Annotated in this window: 15 protein-coding genes; 11 read left to right on the top strand and 4 right to left on the bottom strand. The window is 36.5% G+C overall.

Translation table 11 applies throughout. From position 1 onward, the window contains the following. Window position 1: 1 nt before the first annotated feature. A complete protein-coding gene (gpmI, locus tag AC06G9_RS11190; RefSeq protein WP_248755933.1) occupies window positions 2–1,534 on the bottom strand; it encodes a 2,3-bisphosphoglycerate-independent phosphoglycerate mutase in 1,533 nt (510 codons plus the stop codon). Between the two features lie 308 nt (window positions 1,535–1,842). Here gpmI and AC06G9_RS11185 point away from each other — a divergent pair, with 308 nt between their 5' ends. The 6 genes from AC06G9_RS11185 (at window position 1,843) to AC06G9_RS11160 (ending at window position 5,785) form a co-directional block, all read left to right on the top strand. Continuing rightward, window positions 1,843–2,196 (top strand): DUF4783 domain-containing protein, encoded by a 354-nt coding sequence (locus tag AC06G9_RS11185; RefSeq protein WP_346569571.1) that lies wholly within the window; start codon window positions 1,843–1,845, stop codon window positions 2,194–2,196. Between the two features lie 70 nt (window positions 2,197–2,266). After that, window positions 2,267–3,118, top strand: coding sequence for a carboxylating nicotinate-nucleotide diphosphorylase (nadC, locus tag AC06G9_RS11180; protein WP_045753073.1), 852 nt, complete (start codon window positions 2,267–2,269; stop codon window positions 3,116–3,118). Window positions 3,119–3,134: 16 nt separating this feature from the next. After that, on the top strand, window positions 3,135–3,779 hold the full coding sequence (gene plsY / locus AC06G9_RS11175) for a glycerol-3-phosphate 1-O-acyltransferase PlsY (protein ID WP_045753072.1): 645 nt from the start codon (window positions 3,135–3,137) through the stop codon (window positions 3,777–3,779). Between the two features lie 78 nt (window positions 3,780–3,857). Next, window positions 3,858–4,562, top strand: a complete 705-nt coding sequence (locus AC06G9_RS11170) for a M48 family metallopeptidase (protein WP_480958164.1) — start codon at window positions 3,858–3,860, stop codon at window positions 4,560–4,562. Window positions 4,563–4,761: 199 nt separating this feature from the next. Continuing rightward, entirely contained in the window at window positions 4,762–5,415 is a 654-nt protein-coding gene (locus AC06G9_RS11165; RefSeq protein WP_260949493.1) for a DUF937 domain-containing protein, read from the top strand. Between the two features lie 64 nt (window positions 5,416–5,479). Next, complete coding sequence (locus AC06G9_RS11160) at window positions 5,480–5,785, top strand: hypothetical protein (protein ID WP_045753069.1); 306 nt, start codon at window positions 5,480–5,482, stop codon at window positions 5,783–5,785. 75 nt (window positions 5,786–5,860) lie between these two features. On the opposite strand, the gene AC06G9_RS11155 is transcribed toward AC06G9_RS11160, so the two are convergent. Then, window positions 5,861–8,899: an AAA family ATPase gene (locus tag AC06G9_RS11155; protein WP_480958163.1), complete on the bottom strand. Its 3,039-nt coding sequence runs from the start codon at window positions 8,897–8,899 to the stop codon at window positions 5,861–5,863. Between the two features lie 4 nt (window positions 8,900–8,903). Continuing rightward, entirely contained in the window at window positions 8,904–10,136 is a 1,233-nt protein-coding gene (locus tag AC06G9_RS11150; RefSeq protein ID WP_480958162.1) for a metallophosphoesterase family protein, read from the bottom strand. 108 nt (window positions 10,137–10,244) lie between these two features. Between AC06G9_RS11150 and AC06G9_RS11145 the strand changes: the two genes are divergently transcribed. Next, entirely contained in the window at window positions 10,245–10,967 is a 723-nt protein-coding gene (locus AC06G9_RS11145) for a carboxylesterase family protein (RefSeq protein WP_480958161.1), read from the top strand. 324 nt (window positions 10,968–11,291) lie between these two features. After that, the gene (locus tag AC06G9_RS11140; RefSeq protein WP_480958160.1) at window positions 11,292–14,675 is read left to right on the top strand and encodes a TonB-dependent receptor; all 3,384 of its coding nucleotides are present in this window, start codon (window positions 11,292–11,294) and stop codon (window positions 14,673–14,675) included. A 345-nt stretch (window positions 14,676–15,020) separates the two neighbouring features. Here AC06G9_RS11140 and lgt read toward each other — a convergent pair whose 3' ends face one another. Next, entirely contained in the window at window positions 15,021–15,845 is an 825-nt protein-coding gene (gene lgt / locus AC06G9_RS11135) for a prolipoprotein diacylglyceryl transferase (RefSeq protein WP_480958159.1), read from the bottom strand. Window positions 15,846–16,033: 188 nt separating this feature from the next. Here lgt and AC06G9_RS11130 point away from each other — a divergent pair, with 188 nt between their 5' ends. From AC06G9_RS11130 to AC06G9_RS11120, 3 genes are all read left to right on the top strand, one after another. After that, a complete protein-coding gene (locus AC06G9_RS11130) occupies window positions 16,034–17,149 on the top strand; it encodes a M42 family metallopeptidase (protein ID WP_480958158.1) in 1,116 nt (371 codons plus the stop codon). A 38-nt stretch (window positions 17,150–17,187) separates the two neighbouring features. Next, a complete protein-coding gene (locus AC06G9_RS11125; RefSeq protein WP_045752573.1) occupies window positions 17,188–17,520 on the top strand; it encodes a DUF3467 domain-containing protein in 333 nt (110 codons plus the stop codon). A 141-nt stretch (window positions 17,521–17,661) separates the two neighbouring features. Then, window positions 17,662–19,170, top strand: coding sequence for a carbon-nitrogen hydrolase family protein (locus tag AC06G9_RS11120; RefSeq protein ID WP_045752572.1), 1,509 nt, complete (start codon window positions 17,662–17,664; stop codon window positions 19,168–19,170). Window positions 19,171–19,175 lie beyond the last annotated feature (5 nt).

Genomic DNA, 19,175 nt, shown 5'->3' with positions numbered 1-19,175 from the left:
ATTAGTCTTCTACCAATACTTGACCATCCATTTGTAAAGGGATCTCAACTTTCAATAATTTCAATATAGTAGGTGCTATATCACCTAATTTTCCATCTTTTACTTTTTTATAATCTTTATCAATCAAGATGCATGGAACCAAATTCGTTGTATGTGCAGTATTGACGGAGCCATCTGCATTGAGCATAAACTCAGAGTTACCGTGATCGGCAATAATGATAAAAGAATAACCGTATTGTAATCCCTTTTCTACGACTTGTTTAGTACAATTGTCAACGGTCTCTACGGCTTTGACAACGGCATCGAACACACCTGTATGCCCAACCATATCTGGATTAGCAAAATTTAAACAAATAAAGTCCGGTTGTGCTTCTTCCATATCTTTTACGATAGCATCGGTAATGCCTTGGGCAGACATCTCAGGTTGCAAGTCATAGGTCGCTACCTTTGGTGAAGGGATTAATAAACGACGTTCACCATCAAATTCTTGTTCACGTCCTCCTGAAAAGAAGAAAGTAACGTGCGGATATTTTTCTGTCTCGGCAATACGTACCTGTGTTTTATGATTTGCAGCCAATACTTCACCAAGTGTATTGGTTAAATTGTCTTTGTTAAAAATAACCTTTACATTTTTAAACGACTCGTCATATGCGGTCATCGTGACATAGTACAGGTCAAGTGGCTTTAAATCATACTCTGGAAATGCTTTCTGTGTTAAAGCTACTGTAATCTCACGTCCACGATCAGTTCTAAAGTTGTAACAGATCACAACATCACCATCCTGAATGGTTGCCATAGGTTGACCTGCAGCATTGGTTAATACAAGAGGTTGAACAAATTCATCTGTCACTTCTTGATCATATGAATGTTGTATAGACTCCAAGATGTCTTTGGTTGCCGTACCCGTACCATGTACCATTAGATCGTAAGCCAACTTCACACGTTCCCAACGATTGTCACGATCCATGGCATAATAACGTCCAATAGCGGATGCTAGCGTACCTACAGATTGTGGTAAGAAATCTTGCAATGCTTTAACATAAGTAATTCCAGAGTTTGGATCAGTGTCACGACCATCTAGAAATGCATGAATAAAGACTTGGTCTGAATGTAACCCAGCATATTTAGCGGCGTCACATAGACCTCGCAGATGGCTCGTGTGTGCATGAACGCCACCGTCTGAAAGCAATCCTATTAAATGTACTTTTTTATTATTGTTCAAGGCATATTTAAAAGCATCTTGAATGGTTGTATCGGTATTGAATACACCATCTCGAACTGCTTTGTGAATGCGACCTAGTTCTTGATAGACAACACGGCCAGCGCCTAAATTCATATGTCCTACTTCAGAGTTACCCATCTGACCTTCAGGCAAACCAACAGCTTCACCTGAAGCTTCAAGTTTTGAGTTTGGATAGTTTGCTTTTAAATAATCGAGATAGGGCGTATGAGCTGCAAATGCAGCATCAGATTGATCTTCTTTTCCGTATCCTAATCCGTCTAGGATTAATAGTGCTACTTTTTTTTCCATAATGATATAAGCAAATATAATTTAAAACAAGTGATATTTCAAGGCTATACGTGCGGTATTAGAAAATTAATGTTTTTTCAATGTAAATTTCCGTAGATTTGGCATTGTTTATGTAACTCATCTACTAAAATCACAACAGTTTAGTCTACCAGCAATAACTATTTAAGTAAGTTCCTGGACTACATCAGGTTTAATTATCTACATTAATGAAAAGAATTATATTTTTTATTAGTATTTTCATGTGCATGGGCTTGTGCGTATTTGCTAATCATATGAGAGGAAATAATACTATTTTATGTCATCAGTCATTTATGATGACACCTAACATGGCGGACATGAATGATACCCTTCTGATCGAACTTAAAACTGGAAATGCGAAGAATATAGCACGATTTTTCGCGTCAAATATAACATTGTCAATTTTGAATGAAGATGGTCTTTATTCAAAATTTCAAGCCGAAATGCTGTTACAAGGTTTTTTCTCTAAAAATAAACCTAGTGCAGTAAAATTACTACAGAAAATTACAAATAAAACCAATTATAGTTACTACGTCTACCAGCTTTCAAGTAACAAAAATTTATTTCGAGTTTTTATTAAAATCAATTTATCAAAAAGTGGGCAGACAATCGAAGAATTTAGAGTTGAAAAACAGGCCTCTAAATAATATTTCGAAATTATTTTCTTGAATAAAATTTAAATTTTCATCTTCGCTACATTATTAGTGACAACTCAAGATGGAAAAAAGAGAATATATTAAAAAATTTGTTCACGATGCAATACTAGAAGATGTTGGCGATGGCGATCATACAACACTTTCAACTATTCCTAAGGATAAAATTGGTGAAGCCAAATTAATTGTCAAGGAAGATGGTATTTTAGCAGGTGTAGAGGTTGCTTTAGAAATTATCGAGCAAATTGACCCGACGCTTACTTGTGAAGTCCTTATCCAAGATGGAAGTGCTGTACAGGTAGGTGATATCGCCTTATTCTTAAAAGGAAAGATCCATAGTATTTTAATTGCAGAACGTTTGATCTTAAATGTGATGCAGCGTATGAGCGGAATAGCTACGACTACTCACCGTTATGCCAAGTTGTTGGCAGGCACAAAAACGAAAATATTAGATACTCGTAAAACAACTCCCTTACTTCGTTTGTTAGAAAAAGAAGCAGTCAAAATTGGAGGGGGCACCAATCACCGTTTTGGTCTGTACGATATGATTTTGATTAAAGACAATCATGTGGATTACAGCGGAAGTGTAACACAGGCTTTAGCTAGCGCTAATGCTTACAGAGCGACCTTGAATAAGCCTATTGAAATCGAAATTGAAGTTAGAAATTTTGATGAACTAGCTGAAGTTATTACCTTTGGGCATGTTGATCGCATCATGCTGGATAATTTCAGCCCTGCGGATGTAAAGAAAGCAGTCGATATCATTGCCGAAAGATTTGTTACTGAGGCTTCTGGTGGAATTACAGAAGAAACGCTTCAAGCATATGCAGCAGCAGGGGTAGATTACATTTCAGCAGGAGCTTTGACACATTCTGTCAAAAGTTTGGATTTAAGTTTAAAAGCCAAATTAATTTAGGATTTAACAATAATTAATGATTTCTATTTATTTAGTAAGTGCAGTATTACTAGCTTATTTATTTGGATCAATCCCTACTGCGGTATGGTTTGGACAAGCATTTTATGGTGTTGACGTAAGAGAATACGGTAGTGGAAATGCTGGAGCAACTAATACTTTTCGTGTTTTAGGGCCCAAAGCAGGTGCTGTAGTGATGTTTGTTGATATTTTTAAAGGGTTTACATCTACGAATTTAGCTTATCTAATAGAAGCTGGTCAGAGCACCAGTAATGTACAATTTGTCAACTATCAGTTGGCGTTAGGGGTAATCGCTGTCTTGGGTCATTTATTTCCAGTATTTGCTGGATTTAGGGGAGGGAAAGGAGTTGCCACTTTATTTGGTATGATACTCGCTATTCATGCGCCAGCCGCATTACTTTGTGTGAGCATATTTATTATTATTTTATTGACCACACATTATGTCTCGTTAAGTTCGATTATGGCTGGTTTCACTTTTCCATTCAGTATCGCATTCTTATTTAAAACATCTATTCCATCAGTTTTACTCTATGGTATCGCGATCTGTGCGCTGATTTTAATCACCCATCAAAAGAACATCGAGCGTTTGCTGAAAGGACACGAATCTAAAGTTTACCTTTTTAAAAGGAAAAAGAATATTTAGGCATAGGAATTGCATTAGTTACTTTATAATGCAATGTCTAACAATTAACATATGAAAAAGGTTTTTAAATATACTAGTATGCTCTTAATAGGAGCTACTTTAGCTTCATGCTCTACTGTTCCGATCACAGGGCGTAAACAATTAAGTTTAGTCAGTGATAGTCAGATTCAAGAGCAAGCGGCATCTTCTTATAAGCAATTTTTAAATTCCTCAAAAACAAAAGTAATTACAGGTACTAGTCAAGCCACATTAGTTAAAAAAGTTGGCAACAAGTTGGCTATAGCAGTCAATCAGTACCTGACCCAACAGGGGATAGCAGATCAGTTTAATTTCAATTGGGAGTTTAACTTGGTACAGAGTGATGAGATCAATGCTTGGTGTATGCCTGGCGGAAAAGTAGCTATTTATACCGGTATTCTTCCAGTTACACAAAATGAAACAGGTCTTGCGACTGTGATGGGACACGAAATCGCGCATGCGATCGCTCGTCACTCCATGGAGCAAATGTCCAGACAATATGCAACACAGGCATTAGGAAATGTCATTGGAGTCGCAACATCAGGAACAAGTTATGCTGGTGTTATTAATAGTGCATATGGCATCGGTGGCCAGCTGACTTCTCTGAAGTATTCTCGCGGAAATGAATCGGAAGCTGATCATATGGGGCTTGTCATCATGGCCATGGCGGGTTATAATCCAAGTGAAGCTGTCAAATTTTGGGAACGTATGGCAACCGGTGGATCAAAAGGAACACCAGAGTTTTCTAAGTACACACCCAAGTGATGCTAGACGTATCAGTGACATTCAAAAGATGCTACCAGAGGCATTAAAATATTACAAAAAATAACACTTTAAAAGTACTAATATAAAAAAGAGGTTTACGAACCTCTTTTTTTGTGGCGTTCGAGCTGCTTATACCTTGATGCTTGGCTTAATTATTGTCAACTTTCATTGATTCATATTAAAATATAAAATTATGGGAATGACTGATTTAATAACAGGTGGCCTTGGAAATAAAATGGCCGCAGGATTGTCTAAAAAGTTGGGGATTGACTCCACTAAAGCAACTTGGATCTTAGCAATAGCAGTTCCTCTAATTGCGGGGGCAATTAAATATAACCAAAGTAAAGGAGATGCCAATCATGTAAATGGTTTTGCCGAAGCGTTGGACACCAAACATGATGGAGCAATCTTAGATCATGTCGATGAAGTCATCGAACAGGGACCTACAGAAGATGGCAATAAGATCGTACAGCACATCTTTGGCAGTAATGCTGAATATGTAAGCTCAAATCTGGCTACGAAAAGTGGATTTAGCTCTGCGCAGATCACAGGAGTATTGGCTACTTTGGCACCGATCGTGATGGGGTACTTAGGTAAAGAAAAGGCAAATCATGCACAAAGTGGTACCAGCAATCCGTTAGGAGATCTATTAGGTGGGTTTTTAGGTGGAAATTCTAACGCTGGAGGTGGAATAGGGAGTATAATAGGAAATATATTTGGAGGGGATGAAAAAGCAGAAGGAGCAACAGTTTCATCCGGTGGAGGATTGACCGATAAGATCACTGATTTTTTTGACAAAAATAAAGATGGTAGTGCCATTGATGATATCGTTGGTATGTTCACCAAAAAATAAGCGAACGATAAAAAACGTTTTGCTGTTCCAATTGTTATTTTAGTAAAGATCAAAATATACGATTATGGATAATAGGAATAAATATGATTCTGCTACTGTTGCTTTAGAAAAATTGAAAGAGGCTGGTTATGTGATTGATTATAATATAGAGTTAGAACCTTTAATTGCTAATCCATCCAATTATAAGATTGACTATGTATACCGTTATGAAGGAGATTCAAATCCTGATGATGAAAATACGGTCTATGGTATTGCAGAAAAGAATAGTTTAAATAAAGGTGTCTTTGTGATCGGCAATCTATCCTTTGTAGAAGGCAAAATTCGAGATGTTATTATTAATCTAGAAATTGCCCATAAGCAAGAAATATAAAAATAGGGGCCTAGGCCTCTATTTTTATATTCATACAAGTCACCAATCCGTATATAAATTAAGATGACCTAGTTTTTAAAAATTATGGATCACTAAACTTCCTCTTTCTTCATCTTTGACAATTTTTATTGACGCTGGAATACGCTCTTGTAGTTCATCCACATGGGAAATGATGCCTACAATTCTATTTTCTTTATGAAGGGCATTTAGCGTTTCAAAAATGAGGTTAACAGAATCAGTATCTTGCGTACCAAATCCCTCATCAATAAAAAAGAAATTCTTTTCATTTCGATTTAGACTACGTGTACTTTCTGCTAATGCGAGTGCCAAACACAAGGATGCCTGAAAAAACTGACCTCCTGATAATGTTCTGACTGACCGGGTTTTACCTCCATTAAGATGATCTATCACTTCAAAATCATTATCTGCATTGATCATTAATTTGAGATGACCTCTTGTCAAACGTTCGAATCGTTGATTGGCAATCTGACATAAATCTTCTAAATATTGCGTCGAGATATAATCTACAAATCCATTTCCTTTAAATAGATTAGATAGTATATTTAGATTCTTACTTCGCAGTATGTGCTTATCCAGTTCACTTTGTAACTGTATTTTTTCTGCATATTTCTTTTTCGAGATGATAAGTTGATCCTTTAATGATTGTAACTGACCGATCAATTTGTCCTTGACATCTTTGGTAAGCTGTAGTTCTTGACTTACGGTATCTAGTTGCGATATATCAACTGCTTCTTGCTTTATTCTGTCCTCTAGTTGTCGTATTGCTGTTTTTACAATAGCAAATTGTTCTTCAAACTGTTTAATTCGGGATTCTTCATTTTCCAGATCATACTGCTGTTGCAGTATTTGCTGTATCGCCTCCGTAGATTCAAAACCATGTATCTGTAATAATTCAGCTATCGATTTCTGATAAGATTCAATTTTTAAACGTGTCGTGTCTAATTGTAGCTGCAGACTCGTAGTATGCGTAGATTGCGTTGCTATCGCAACATTTAATCGATTAATTTCATCAGATAAGTTCTTGAATTCTTGCTCTGTAACGATGATAGACTGAACTGATTGTGCAATTGTATTTTCAATATCGGAAATGGGCATGAGCTGAAAATCGGGTAGGTTCAGCCGTTTGATCAATTGCTGATGACTCGAAGCGCGGCCCTCAATTGCCGATTTAGATACCGCAATATTAGTCAGCACCTGATTATACTTTTCCTTTTTAGCCTTTAATTCATTCAATTCATCTTGTAACAAGCTTAAGTTGCTTTCTGCTACTGTACAATTCTGCTCTATCGTGACCGCTTCCAACTGCCATTGGTCAAATGCCTGACGGTCATTTGGCTGAAATGTGGTCCACGTAAATTGTTTAAGGTGGTCACTCAAATCGATAGCTATAGTTTCCAACTTGGCGGTATTTAAATCCACATCTTTCTGCAGATTTGACAACTGCGCAGCGAGTTGAATAAACCGCTGTTTTTGTTTTTGAATCTGAACTAATTCAGCAATCACATTTGATTTTTCAGACTGTAATGAATTCAATAATGAAGACAGGTCTTCAGTTTGCATGATATGAGGGTGGTGTTCAGATCCGCATAGTGGACAGGCTTCACCTGCTGTTAATGCATGAGAATAACTCGCTAATTGTTGTTGGACCTGAGCCTTATTTTCATCGGACTGTATCATCTCCAACCGTTGGTTTGCCGTTATTTCTTGATCATTCAATTTTTCATTCCAATTGGATGGATCTAGATCTTCCTGTTCAAATTGCAATAGAATAGCTTGCAGTTCTTTTTTCCTAGTCAGCAACTCTACCTGAAGCTCACTTTGGCTTTTAATGAACAATTCATGCTTGGTATACCAAGCATGAATTGCTACGAGTAGGCTACCTGAAATACGTTTTTCCTTTAATTTTATTATATCCTGCTGTTTTTCCTGAATGAAAACTTGTTTTTTCTGGATTTCTTGTTCCACATCATGAAGAACAAGCTTGCCCTTAGCTAATCGATCATTATCTTTGCTAATATCACCCTGCAATTGTAGAACTTGAACAATATTTTTAAGATCCTCGACTTCTAATTTTTTATGATCAAGCAGATTGAAGTCACTTTCCACCAGTTTGTATCGATTATTTGCATGGATCAATGCGCCCTGCACAGTATTTAATTGTAACTGTGCACTGTTTACATCTTCTTGCAATTTTGATTCTTCGCTAAGTTCCCTAGCAACGCTATCCAATATATTTTTGAAAATTCGCTCTACTTTCTGAAAAAGCTGAATCTGAGTTTTAAGCGTTTCAATTTGAACCTGCTCTATACTTAGTTGCGCAAAAACCGCTTTCTTTTTTGCAATTTCAAGATGAAGCTGTTGAACCTCTAATAACTTTTGATGATGTTGCTCCAACAGTTGGTGTTTTTTGGTCACATCAAGGAGATCCAATTCTTCTTTTTCCAACTGTGTAAGTAAGTCCGCAATGCTTTCTTCGGTATAGTCTTCCAATGTCTGAACCGCCCCTGAAAGATGTTGGAGTTTCAAGTCTGTTTCTTTATTGAGAGCAGCAACTTTATAAAAAAGGTCATAGTGATCCAAGTTGAAAAGTTCTTTCATCATACTGGATCGTTCGGCACCCTTAAGCTCAAGAAATTCCTTGAATTGTCCCTGTGGAACAATAACAGTACGATTAAAGTTTTTGTAAGAGATGCCCAGTATTGTTTCAGCATCCGTACTCTCTAGTGGTATCTTTTCTTCACCATCAAATACATAAGCTTTTCGTATAGGAGTGGTGACTTTATCAAACTGTTTACCATTTCTTCTCCAAGATGCTTCAAATGCATATTTTTTATTTTCCTTGCCGATAAAGTGAAATTCGATTCTAAGCAGGTTAGCATTCAAATTCATCATATTATAGGCTCTATTATTACTGTTTAGCCGATTTGTATTAGCAAATAGCGCGAAAGTAATGGCTTCTAGGATCGATGATTTTCCTGATCCGACTTTTCCAAAAATACCGAAGAGACCGGCGGAAGTCAAGGATGTAAAATCTATTTCCTGTTTCGTCTGATAGGAGTAGAGTCCTTCTATCGATAGATATAGTGGCAACATATGACTAATTCTCCTTTTCGTTTTGAGTTCCTAATACTTCATTAAATAGTGCTAACAATTCTTCCGATGGTGACTGATCATTATTTTTGTGACGGTAATAATCGACGAAATTTTCGTTAATGCTCTTACTTCTTCTGGATACGAGGACTTCTTGTTGTCCATCACGGCGACTATGTACTTCGGGAATGAGGTAGATTATACCGGGATGACTGTCTTCAATACGTTTTCTTTCGGCCTGTGTCAACGATGTTTCGGAGACAAGTGTTAGTTCAACTAAACTATCTTGATGATCTTGTAACCAGTCGATAGCATCCGATACCGCATTAAATTTTTTACGAATTAATTGCTTACCAGATCGTAAGGCAATGGTTTTATAAGTAGCTTCTTTTTGAGGTTGAACAGTCACGATAACAACATGTTTATCTTGTCCAGCTTCTGAAAAGGAATAACATAGGGGGCTACTTGAATACACAACAGGTGCTTGATGTCCACCGATTTCCTGATAGCGATGAAGATGACCAAGTGCCGTATATTGTATTTGTGAAGGAATACAGTCTGTGAAAACTGTATCAGCAAAACCAATACGTAAAGGTTTCTCTCCCTCGGGTTCTTCCAAGACAGGACCACCTTTTTTGTTCATATATAAATGTGATACTAAGATATTGGCACCGTTGGAATCGCAGTATTGGTCGGCCAAAGATTGCCATTTTTGAGTGAGTACTTCATTAAGTCCCAACTGTTCATCTTCTCCTAAATATTCTTTTAACCGATGTTCATTGGCAAAAGGCGTTACGATAAGCCGAAGAGGAAAATCTAAATGGGACAATTTAATTTCAAGAAAACCGACATCACCTTTACTAATCTCAAAACCATTTTCAATCTGATAAGGGGCAAATCGCATATTGGGCTTACCGGCAAATAGAATACCGCAATCCCTTGCCAAACTATCTGGTGCATCTATACGATCAGGAGAGTCATGGTTGCCTGCAATAGCAATAACTGGCCTAGTGCCATTATTGGTCAGGCGTTTAAGTGTTTTATAAAGCAGTTCTATAGCTTCTACAGGAGGGTTAAAGGCATCAAATAGATCTCCGGCAACAAGAATAACGTCTACTTGCTCCTGATCTGCGATTGCAATAATTTCTTCCAATACTGCTTTTTGTTCATCAAATCTGGAGAAATAATCCAATCGTTTACCTAAATGCCAATCGGCTGTATGTAAAATTTTTAGCGACATGTTTTATGCGTGAAAACTTAAAATTACCTCGAATTTTCTATAAAAAAGAAGTTAATTAATATTAATATCTATTTTGCTGATTCAGAATAAAATGTATTTTTGTTTCTTATGCATATAACGAAAGATCGCAATCCATATCCTTTTTTGGTTTTTAACCTTGTTTTAACCTTATTTTTTAGCATCCTGCACCAGGATTGTCAAGCTCAATTGAAAGCTATAAAAGGACAGACCGCTTATCCATTTTTACTCAATCTGCCAGAAGGAGAGGCTACTACAAAACAGCCTATTCTTATATTTTTACACGGAAGAAGCCTTTCAGGAACCAACTTGGACCGTGTCAAAAGGTATGGCGTATTGTATGCAATGGATAAAGGGCAAGAAGTCCCGGGGATAATTATAGCACCCCAATCTAGAGGTGGCTGGGATCCTGACAAAGTCATGGAGATCGTGGATTATGTGATCGAGCATTATAATGCAGATGCAGATCGCGTTTATGTTTGTGGCATGAGTATGGGAGGTTATGGAACCATGGATGTAGCAGGAAAGTATCCTGATCGTATCGCAGCAGCTGTAGCCATATGTGGTGGGGGAAGTGTTAAATATGCCGACAACCTAAGTCAGGTACCCCTATGGGTGCAACATGGTAATCGTGATCGAGCCGTACCGATGTCCGAGTCAAAAAAAATCGTCAATGCCATAAAGAAAGCAGATCCTGATGCTGATGTTACCTTAACGATTATACCGGGAGGTACACATGGAAGTGTAGAAAATTTGTTCCATAAAGACGAAATCTACAACTGGCTTTTTAAACATAATCGCAAAGGCACCTAAACAATAACTCCTATTTTTTGTTTTGAGCTATGTCAAATATTACACAAGAGGGTAATATTCAAATTTATTTTCAATCTAAATTACAAGATATCACAATCGATTGATTTGTAATTTTAATAATACTTATTGACGTTCAATAGAATTATTGTAAAACCATATGTTAAATTTTGTTAAATTTTCGGATTTCGTAATTATTTATGATTTTAACAAAGAGCTCAACAAGCAAACACTCTTGTTAAGAGTATATTAAGTTTTTGTTAAGTGCTTCCAATGTTAAATTCTCTTTTTACTTTTGCGGCATAACTATTAACAAAAATTTTCTTTATGAAAAGACCCTTACTCTTTTTTGCGCTTGTATTAGCAAGTTATGGTACCATTCATGCTCAAGTAACCACGAGTAGTGTGACTGGGATTGTAAAAGAATCCTCAGGTCAAGTGACATCTGGAGCAACGATTAAAGCCACTCACGTTCCTTCAGGTACGGTTTATTCGAGTGCAGCAAATGCAGCAGGACGCTTTAATTTAGCCAATATGCGTGTTGGAGGCCCATACAAGATTGTTGTTACTTTTATTGGGCAACAGCCAGTTACGTATGAAAACATTTACTTACAATTAGGTGAGGCTTTCGTTCTTAACCCAATATTTGGCACATCTTCAACGAACCTAGATGAAGTTGTCATCACAGGAAGAAAAACAAGTTCAGATAAAACTGGTACTTCGACAAGCATTAGTCAAAAGCAAATTCTTGAATTGCCTCAAATCAATAGAAGTATAACAGATTTTACAAAATTAACGCCTCAAGCAAATGGAAATTCATTTGCAGGTCGTGATGCTCGATATAATAATCTTCAAATCGATGGTGCTAATTTTAATAATGGATTTGGAATAAGTGGAAGTCCGTTACCTGGTGGTAATTCTCAACCGATCTCATTAGACGCGATTGAACAAATTTCAGTTAATATAGCTCCATTTGATATTACGCAGTCAGGCTTTACTGGAGCTGGAATCAATGCTGTAACAAAATCTGGTACTAATAAAATTGAAGGATCTGCTTATTATTTTCTTCAGAATCAAAATCTTCAAGGACGAAAAATCAAAGATGTCACTTTAGAGAAGATAGATGCTGCTAAAAAGAATTTTGGATTTCGCTTAGGGGGGCCAATTGTAAAAGATAAATTATATTTATTTGTTAATGCAGAACGAGAAGAGGCAACAGGAGCAAATGCTTCAGGCGCAAACCTTTGGAAAGCATCAGAAAATGGTGTTTCGGATCCAGATAATAATATCGCAAGAACAAAAAGATCTGATTTAGAAAATGTACGTAACCACTTGATCAATCAATGGGGGTATGATCCTGGTCGCTATGAAGGATACGCTGATGAAGCCAAAGAAGGAAGTACTAAGTTTTTAGTACGATTGGATTGGAATATCAATGATAAGCATAAATTAGCGGTTCGCTATAATCAAGTGGTTGGTAATTCGATGCAAGTGGCTAATGCAAGTTCTGGACCTCAACCAAGAAGTCAAACTGCTCGCGTTAGTGAAAATTCGATCACATTTGAAAACGGAAATTACGCCTTTAAAAATGTAGTTCGTTCGATTACAGCAGAATTAAACAGTAATTTTAGTTCTCGACTATCCAATCAATTTTTAGCTACTTATACCCGTATTCAAGATACCAGAAGTACTCCAAGCAAACAACTTTTTCCATTTGTAGACATTTTTGATGGTTCTGCAACTGGTAATAATTATATGAGTTTTGGTACAGAATTATTTTCATACAATAATGATGTCATAAACAATAACTACTCCATTACAAATAATTTAACGCTTCAAGCAGATAAGCATACATTTACCTTTGGTGGAGCTTTTGAAATTCAAAATTTTGGAAATAGCTACACACGTATGGGGACTTCATATTATCGATACGCCTCAGTTGATGATTTCTTAAAAACAGGAACTCCTAATGAGGTTGCACCGATAATGTTTGGCTTAACCTATCCATACGAAGGACAGGATACTTACTCGAGAATTAATTTTGGTTTAGCATCACTGTATGCGCAAGATAAATGGGCTGTAGCGAATAATTTCACTTTAACATACGGTGTTAGAGCTGAATTGCCCATCTATATGAATAAGCTGACAGCAAATCCGTCAATTGATGCATTAAGATTGCTAGATATTAATGGTAATCCTAAAAATTATGATTCGGGACTTTGGCCGAAATCAAATCTTTTAATTTCTCCAAGAATTGGATTCAATTATGATGTATTCCATGATCGTTCTTTAGTATTACGTGGAGGAACAGGTTTCTTCTCTGGACGTGTTCCTTTTGTTTGGTTGACCAATATGCCAACGAATGCTGGAGTGCTCCAAAATACAATTGAACCAGGAGGATATAATGCAGTAGCTGGTTGGATCAATAATGTAAACTTCAACACTGATCCATATTACCACTTAAATAATGTACCAAAAGGTGCTGAAAATGTATTTATTAAAACACCAAATGATGGCGCACCTTCTTCGTTTGCTCTTGTAGATAGAGACTTCAAGATGCCAATGGTATGGCGTACTAGTATTGGTGCTGATTATAAAATCCCGAACACACCATTAGTGTTAACAGGAGATTTTATGTATACGAAAGATGTTAACGCAATTTTTCAATTAGGAGCTAACAGAAGAACCCCAAATACATTCTTGAATTATGGTTCTTCAACAGAAACTGGTGATTACGGAGATAACAGAGCATTTTATCCAACTGGCGTAAATGCTAGTGCATATAATAGTAAGGTTGGAGCGAATAGTGCAACAGTTTTGACAAACACAAATGTAAAAGGCTTTGCAACAAGCGCTACACTTGGAGTAACTGTTCCTAATTATAAAGGTTTTAATGGAAGCGTTTTCTACACGTACTCAAATGCAAAAGAAGTTTCTGCAAATGCTGGATCTAGCGCAAGTTCAGCTTGGGGAGGCTCGGCAACAGTGAATGGTCCCAACGATCAAATCTTGCATCCTTCCGCATTCGCAATTCCTCACCGTTTGATGGCAAATGTGAGTTACCGAATTGAATATGCAAATACGTTAGCAACAACTATTGGTGTTTATTATAATGGAGCGTCGCAAGGCCGTTTCTCTTACACTTATAATACAGATATCAATAGAGATGGTATAAATAATGATTTAATCTATCTACCAAAAGATTTGAATACGTTAACTTTTGTCGATCGTGTAGACGCAAATGGGAAAGTAGTATTTACTGAAAAACAACAAAGAGATGCTTTGGCTTCATTTGTGAAAGAAAATGGATTAGATAAATATAGTGGCAAATATTTACCGAGAAATGGTTTTTTAATGCCATGGTTAAACCGCTTCGATGTAAAAGTCTTGCAGGATGTCTTCACAAATATTGGTGGTCGTAGAAATACTTTGCAGCTAAGTTTAGATGTGATCAATTTTGGAAACCTATTAAGTAAAAATGCTGGCGTTCAAAGTCGTCTAAACAATTCGCAATTATTGTATGGAAACAAAATGATTCCAGGAGTAAGTAGCGGAAAACCAGTATTAAATGCTGCTTCAACTCCAGCAAATGGAATTCCTGAATTCAATATGAATGTTATCAATGGGGAATTACCAACTAATCCTTTCCAAAATGTTAGTACATTAAGTACAACTTGGCAAATGCAGTTAGGAGTTAGATATATATTTTAATTGGTTTTAGATATATAGTAATAAATAACTTAAAATAGAAGGGTGTTGTTAGCTTACTAACAGCACCCTGTTTTTTTTACATCTTAGGATCCGCTTTGTATCCTTTCTAAAAATATACAAAGATTATAGTCTTAAACCAATAAACAGGTTATTGTCTATGATTCTCTCTTTGTTGAGATAGCTTTTAATTACAGAAATCATAAAAAAAAGGATCAAATCTCTGATGAGTTTTGGTCCTTTTTCGCTTAATCTAACAAAGCGTCGAAATTTTATTTGTTGTCAATCTAGTAAAATTGACTTTGGATACAGCCTCCTTTATGTTATTAAATTTTAGAAATTTCCTGCTTAGCGTTTCACTTCTTTTGGCTTTCTAAACATAAAATAGAGTCCTCCTAGTATAAAAGGAATACTTAAAAGCTGTCCCATATTTAGTGCCATACCTTGTTCAAATTCCTCTTGATCTATTTTAAAAGTTTCGAGATAAAGGCGGGCGGAGAAAAGTAATACAAAGAAGAGTCCCATTAGAGCACCTGGCTTCTGCATTTTTTTGCTCTTAAATAGGTAAACAATAATAAAAAAGATGATGATGTAAGCAATAGCTTCATAAAGTTGTCCTGGGTGACGGGGCACTTGATCTACATGATCAAAAACAACCGCCCATGGTTTATCCGTTGGTGTACCAATAATCTCCGAATTGAAAAAGTTACCCAAACGAATAAATGCTCCTGCAATAGGTACGACAACCACTAGACGATCTGCTAACCACAGAAAATTTGTTTTCGTTTTTCTACAGAATAAATATAATGCGGTCAATATACCAATAGCACCACCATGGCTAGCCAATCCTGCAAATCCAGTCATCTGAAATTGACCGTTTACAAATTTAAAGGGCAATACCATCTCCCACAAATGGTCTTTATAATAATCGAATTCATAAAATAGACAATGACCTAATCTTGCGCCAATTAAAGTGCCTAGAAAGATATAAATACTCAATTGATCCAATAATTCTTGACTCTTATTTTCATTTCTGAATATTTTAAGCATGATCATATACGATACTGCAAAAGCCGCTAGCCAACATAATGCATAGTAACGAAGACCAAAAGTGCCGATTTTAAATATTTCAGGATCTAAATTCCAATGTATGACGCTGAATAAATTCTCCATATTGTCTGTTAATTTTTTATAAGCGTAAATATAATGTTTAAAATCATTTTCATAACATCATTTAATAGGAATAAAGCTAAAAAACGGAGAAAAGTGCGTGATATCGTCCCAGATTAAATAAATTCAATTTTTACTTTTGTGGTTACTATAATTTTTCATAATTTGACGTCGGAAATAAAATTTGGAGCATGGCAGACAAGAAGAAGAAAGAAAATAAACATATTTCAATAGTAACAAAGGACTCGATTTCTTTTTTTGAAAAATACATTAATAATCCATCACCAACTGGATTTGAATGGGAGGGACAGCGCCTGTGGTTAGATTATTTGAAGCCATATGTTGACGAAACATTTACGGACAACTATGGTACTGCTGTAGGAGTGATCAATCCTCAGGCTGAATATAAAGTAGTTATAGAAGCTCATGCTGATGAGATTTCTTGGTTTGTTAACTACATCACAAAAGATGGATTAATTTATGTCATCCGCAATGGTGGTTCGGATCATCAGATCGCGCCATCCAAGAAAGTAAATATTCATACCGATAAAGGGATTGTAAAAGCAGTGTTCGGCTGGCCCGCAATCCATACACGTTCTGGCGAGAAAGAAGAAGCACCTACTTTAAAAAATATCTTCCTCGATTGTGGCTGTATTTCCAAGGAAGAAGTTGAAGCATTAGGTATTCATGTCGGTTGCGTGGTTACTTATGAAGATGAATTCAGTATCCTGAATAACCGTTACTACGTAGGTCGGGCAATGGACAACCGTGCTGGTGGCTTTATGATTGCAGAGGTAGCGCGTTTACTCAAAGAAAATAAGAAAAAATTGTCATTTGGCTTGTATATAGTGAACTCTGTGCAAGAAGAAATCGGTCTACGTGGCGCTGAAATGATCGCGCAACGTATCAAACCTAATGTTGCAATCGTCACCGATGTAACACACGATACGCAAACACCGATGATCAACAAGATCACGCAAGGGGATCTGTCATCTGGAGGTGGACCTGTATTATCGTATGCACCAGCTGTACAGATTAATTTAAACAAATTGTTGGTTCAGGTTGCGGAAAAAAATGCAATTCCTTTTCAACGTCAAGCTTCGTCACGATCTACGGGTACAGACACCGACGCATTTGCATACAGTAACGGAGGTGTGCCATCTGCTTTGATTTCCTTACCTTTACGCTACATGCATACTACGGTAGAAATGGTGCATAAAGAAGATGTGGACAATGTGATCCGATTGATTTATGAGACATTATTGAATATTGAAGCAGGACAGGACTTTAGAACTTTTAGTAATTAATAGAAAAACATATATTTCAAATACTTATAATAAATTTTATGGAAAATAATCAAAATCAAAACGAATTGAGTATCGAGTTGACAGAAGAAGTAGCAGAAGGGATCTACTCAAATCTAGCGATCATTACACATTCAAACACAGAGTTTGTGATTGACTTCGTACGTGTAATGCCAGGTGTGCCGAAAGCTAAAGTGAAATCTAGAATCGTTTTGACACCTGAACATGCTAAGCGTTTGTTAGGTGCATTACAAGATAACGTTATCCGCTTTGACGCTATTGCTGCTGCTGGAAACCAAACTACTGATGCAGAAGTAATCGGTGGTGATCCAACTGTTGCGTTCCCTTTTGGTGGAACAACAGGTCAAGCGTAATTTTTCGCATTACAAAATGCAATAAATCAGCTTTTTAGAAGAGCTATAGCCGCTGGCTATAGCTCTTTTTCTTTTAAAACCAAATAACCGTGCTTTTAGGCTTGAATTTTGTTTAAATTTAGGTCACTAAAATTATATTGTATGGATATTCAAGTCAGGAACTTGACGAAGAAAGATTATGTTGATTTGAGAAGGTCAATGACCGAAGCTTACCAAGGAGTGGGAGATGTCTGGACAAGAGAAAATATTGTCGATCTCATCGATTTATTTCCAGAGGGGCAGTTATGTGTAGAAATTGATGGCCATGTGGTCGCTTGTGCACTTTCTATTATTTTAAACTCGAAGAAAAGTAATATATACGACAGCTATTACGAAATTATTGACGACGGAAAATTTTCCAAACATACCAGCGATGGAGATACCCTCTACGGGATAGAAGTGTTCGTACATCCAGATCATAGGGCTTTAAGGTTAGGAAGACGTCTATATGATGCACGAAAAGAACTCTGTGAGCAGATGAACTTGAAATCTATTATAGCTGGAGGTAGGATTCCCAATTATCACAACTATTCGGATAAAATGAGTCCAAGGACATACATTGAAAAAGTAAAGAGAAAAGAGATTTTTGATCCGACCTTAACTTTTCAATTGTCCAACGACTTTCATGTTAAAAAAATATTGAAGCATTATCTTCCAGAAGATTCCGAATCCATGGAGTTTGCCACCTTATTAGAATGGAATAATATTTATTATGAGTCGGAATCACGCTCTATATCAACAACCAAACAAACAATCCGTTTAGGTTTGGTACAATGGCAAATGCGTTTATTTGACAATATTGATGCGTTTTATGATCAGATTGAGTTCTTTGTCGATACGGTAAGTGATTATGGAACAGATTTTATTATGTTTCCCGAATTTTTCAATTCGCCATTAATGAGTCCTTATAATGAATTACCAGAACGGTTGGCGATGGAAAAATTAGCGGAGAAGACTTCTGAGATTATTGATAAAATCCAACAATTTGCAGTTTCCTATAATGTCAATATAATCGCTGGATCGATGCCTATTATGGAAAATAAAAAGTTGTATAACATCTCTTATCTCTGTCACCGGAACGGTAAACTGGATTCTTTTAAAAAGATACACATAACTCCAAATGAAAGTAAATACTATGGAATGACAGGAGGTAATGAAGTAAAAGTATTTGATACCGATTGTGGAAAAGTAGGTTTATTGATTTGTTATGATGTCGAATTTCCTGAACTCAGCCGCATCCTCGCAGATCAAGGCATGCAGATCTTATTTGTCCCATTTATGACCGACACACAAAATGGTTATATTCGTGTCAGGTCTTGCGCTCAGGCTCGTGCTATTGAAAATGAATGTTATGTTGCGATAGCGGGATCTGTGGGCAATCTACCCCGTGTTAATAATATGGATATTCAATATTCACAATCAGCTGTATTTACTCCATCAGATTTTGCATTTCCAAATAATGCGATTAAGGCAGAAGCAACTCCAAATACCGAAATGGTATTGATTGCTGATGTGGATCTATATGCACTTCGCGACCTTCACGAATATGGTACAGTCAAAATTATGAAAGATCGTCGAAAAGACCTATATGAAGTCAAGCTGTTGAAATAATAAAA

The sequence above is a fragment of the Sphingobacterium sp. MAE genome, from assembly GCF_056711605.1.
The sequence above is the reverse complement of the archived record's forward strand: the minus strand, read 5'-3'. Positions and strand labels throughout refer to the sequence as shown.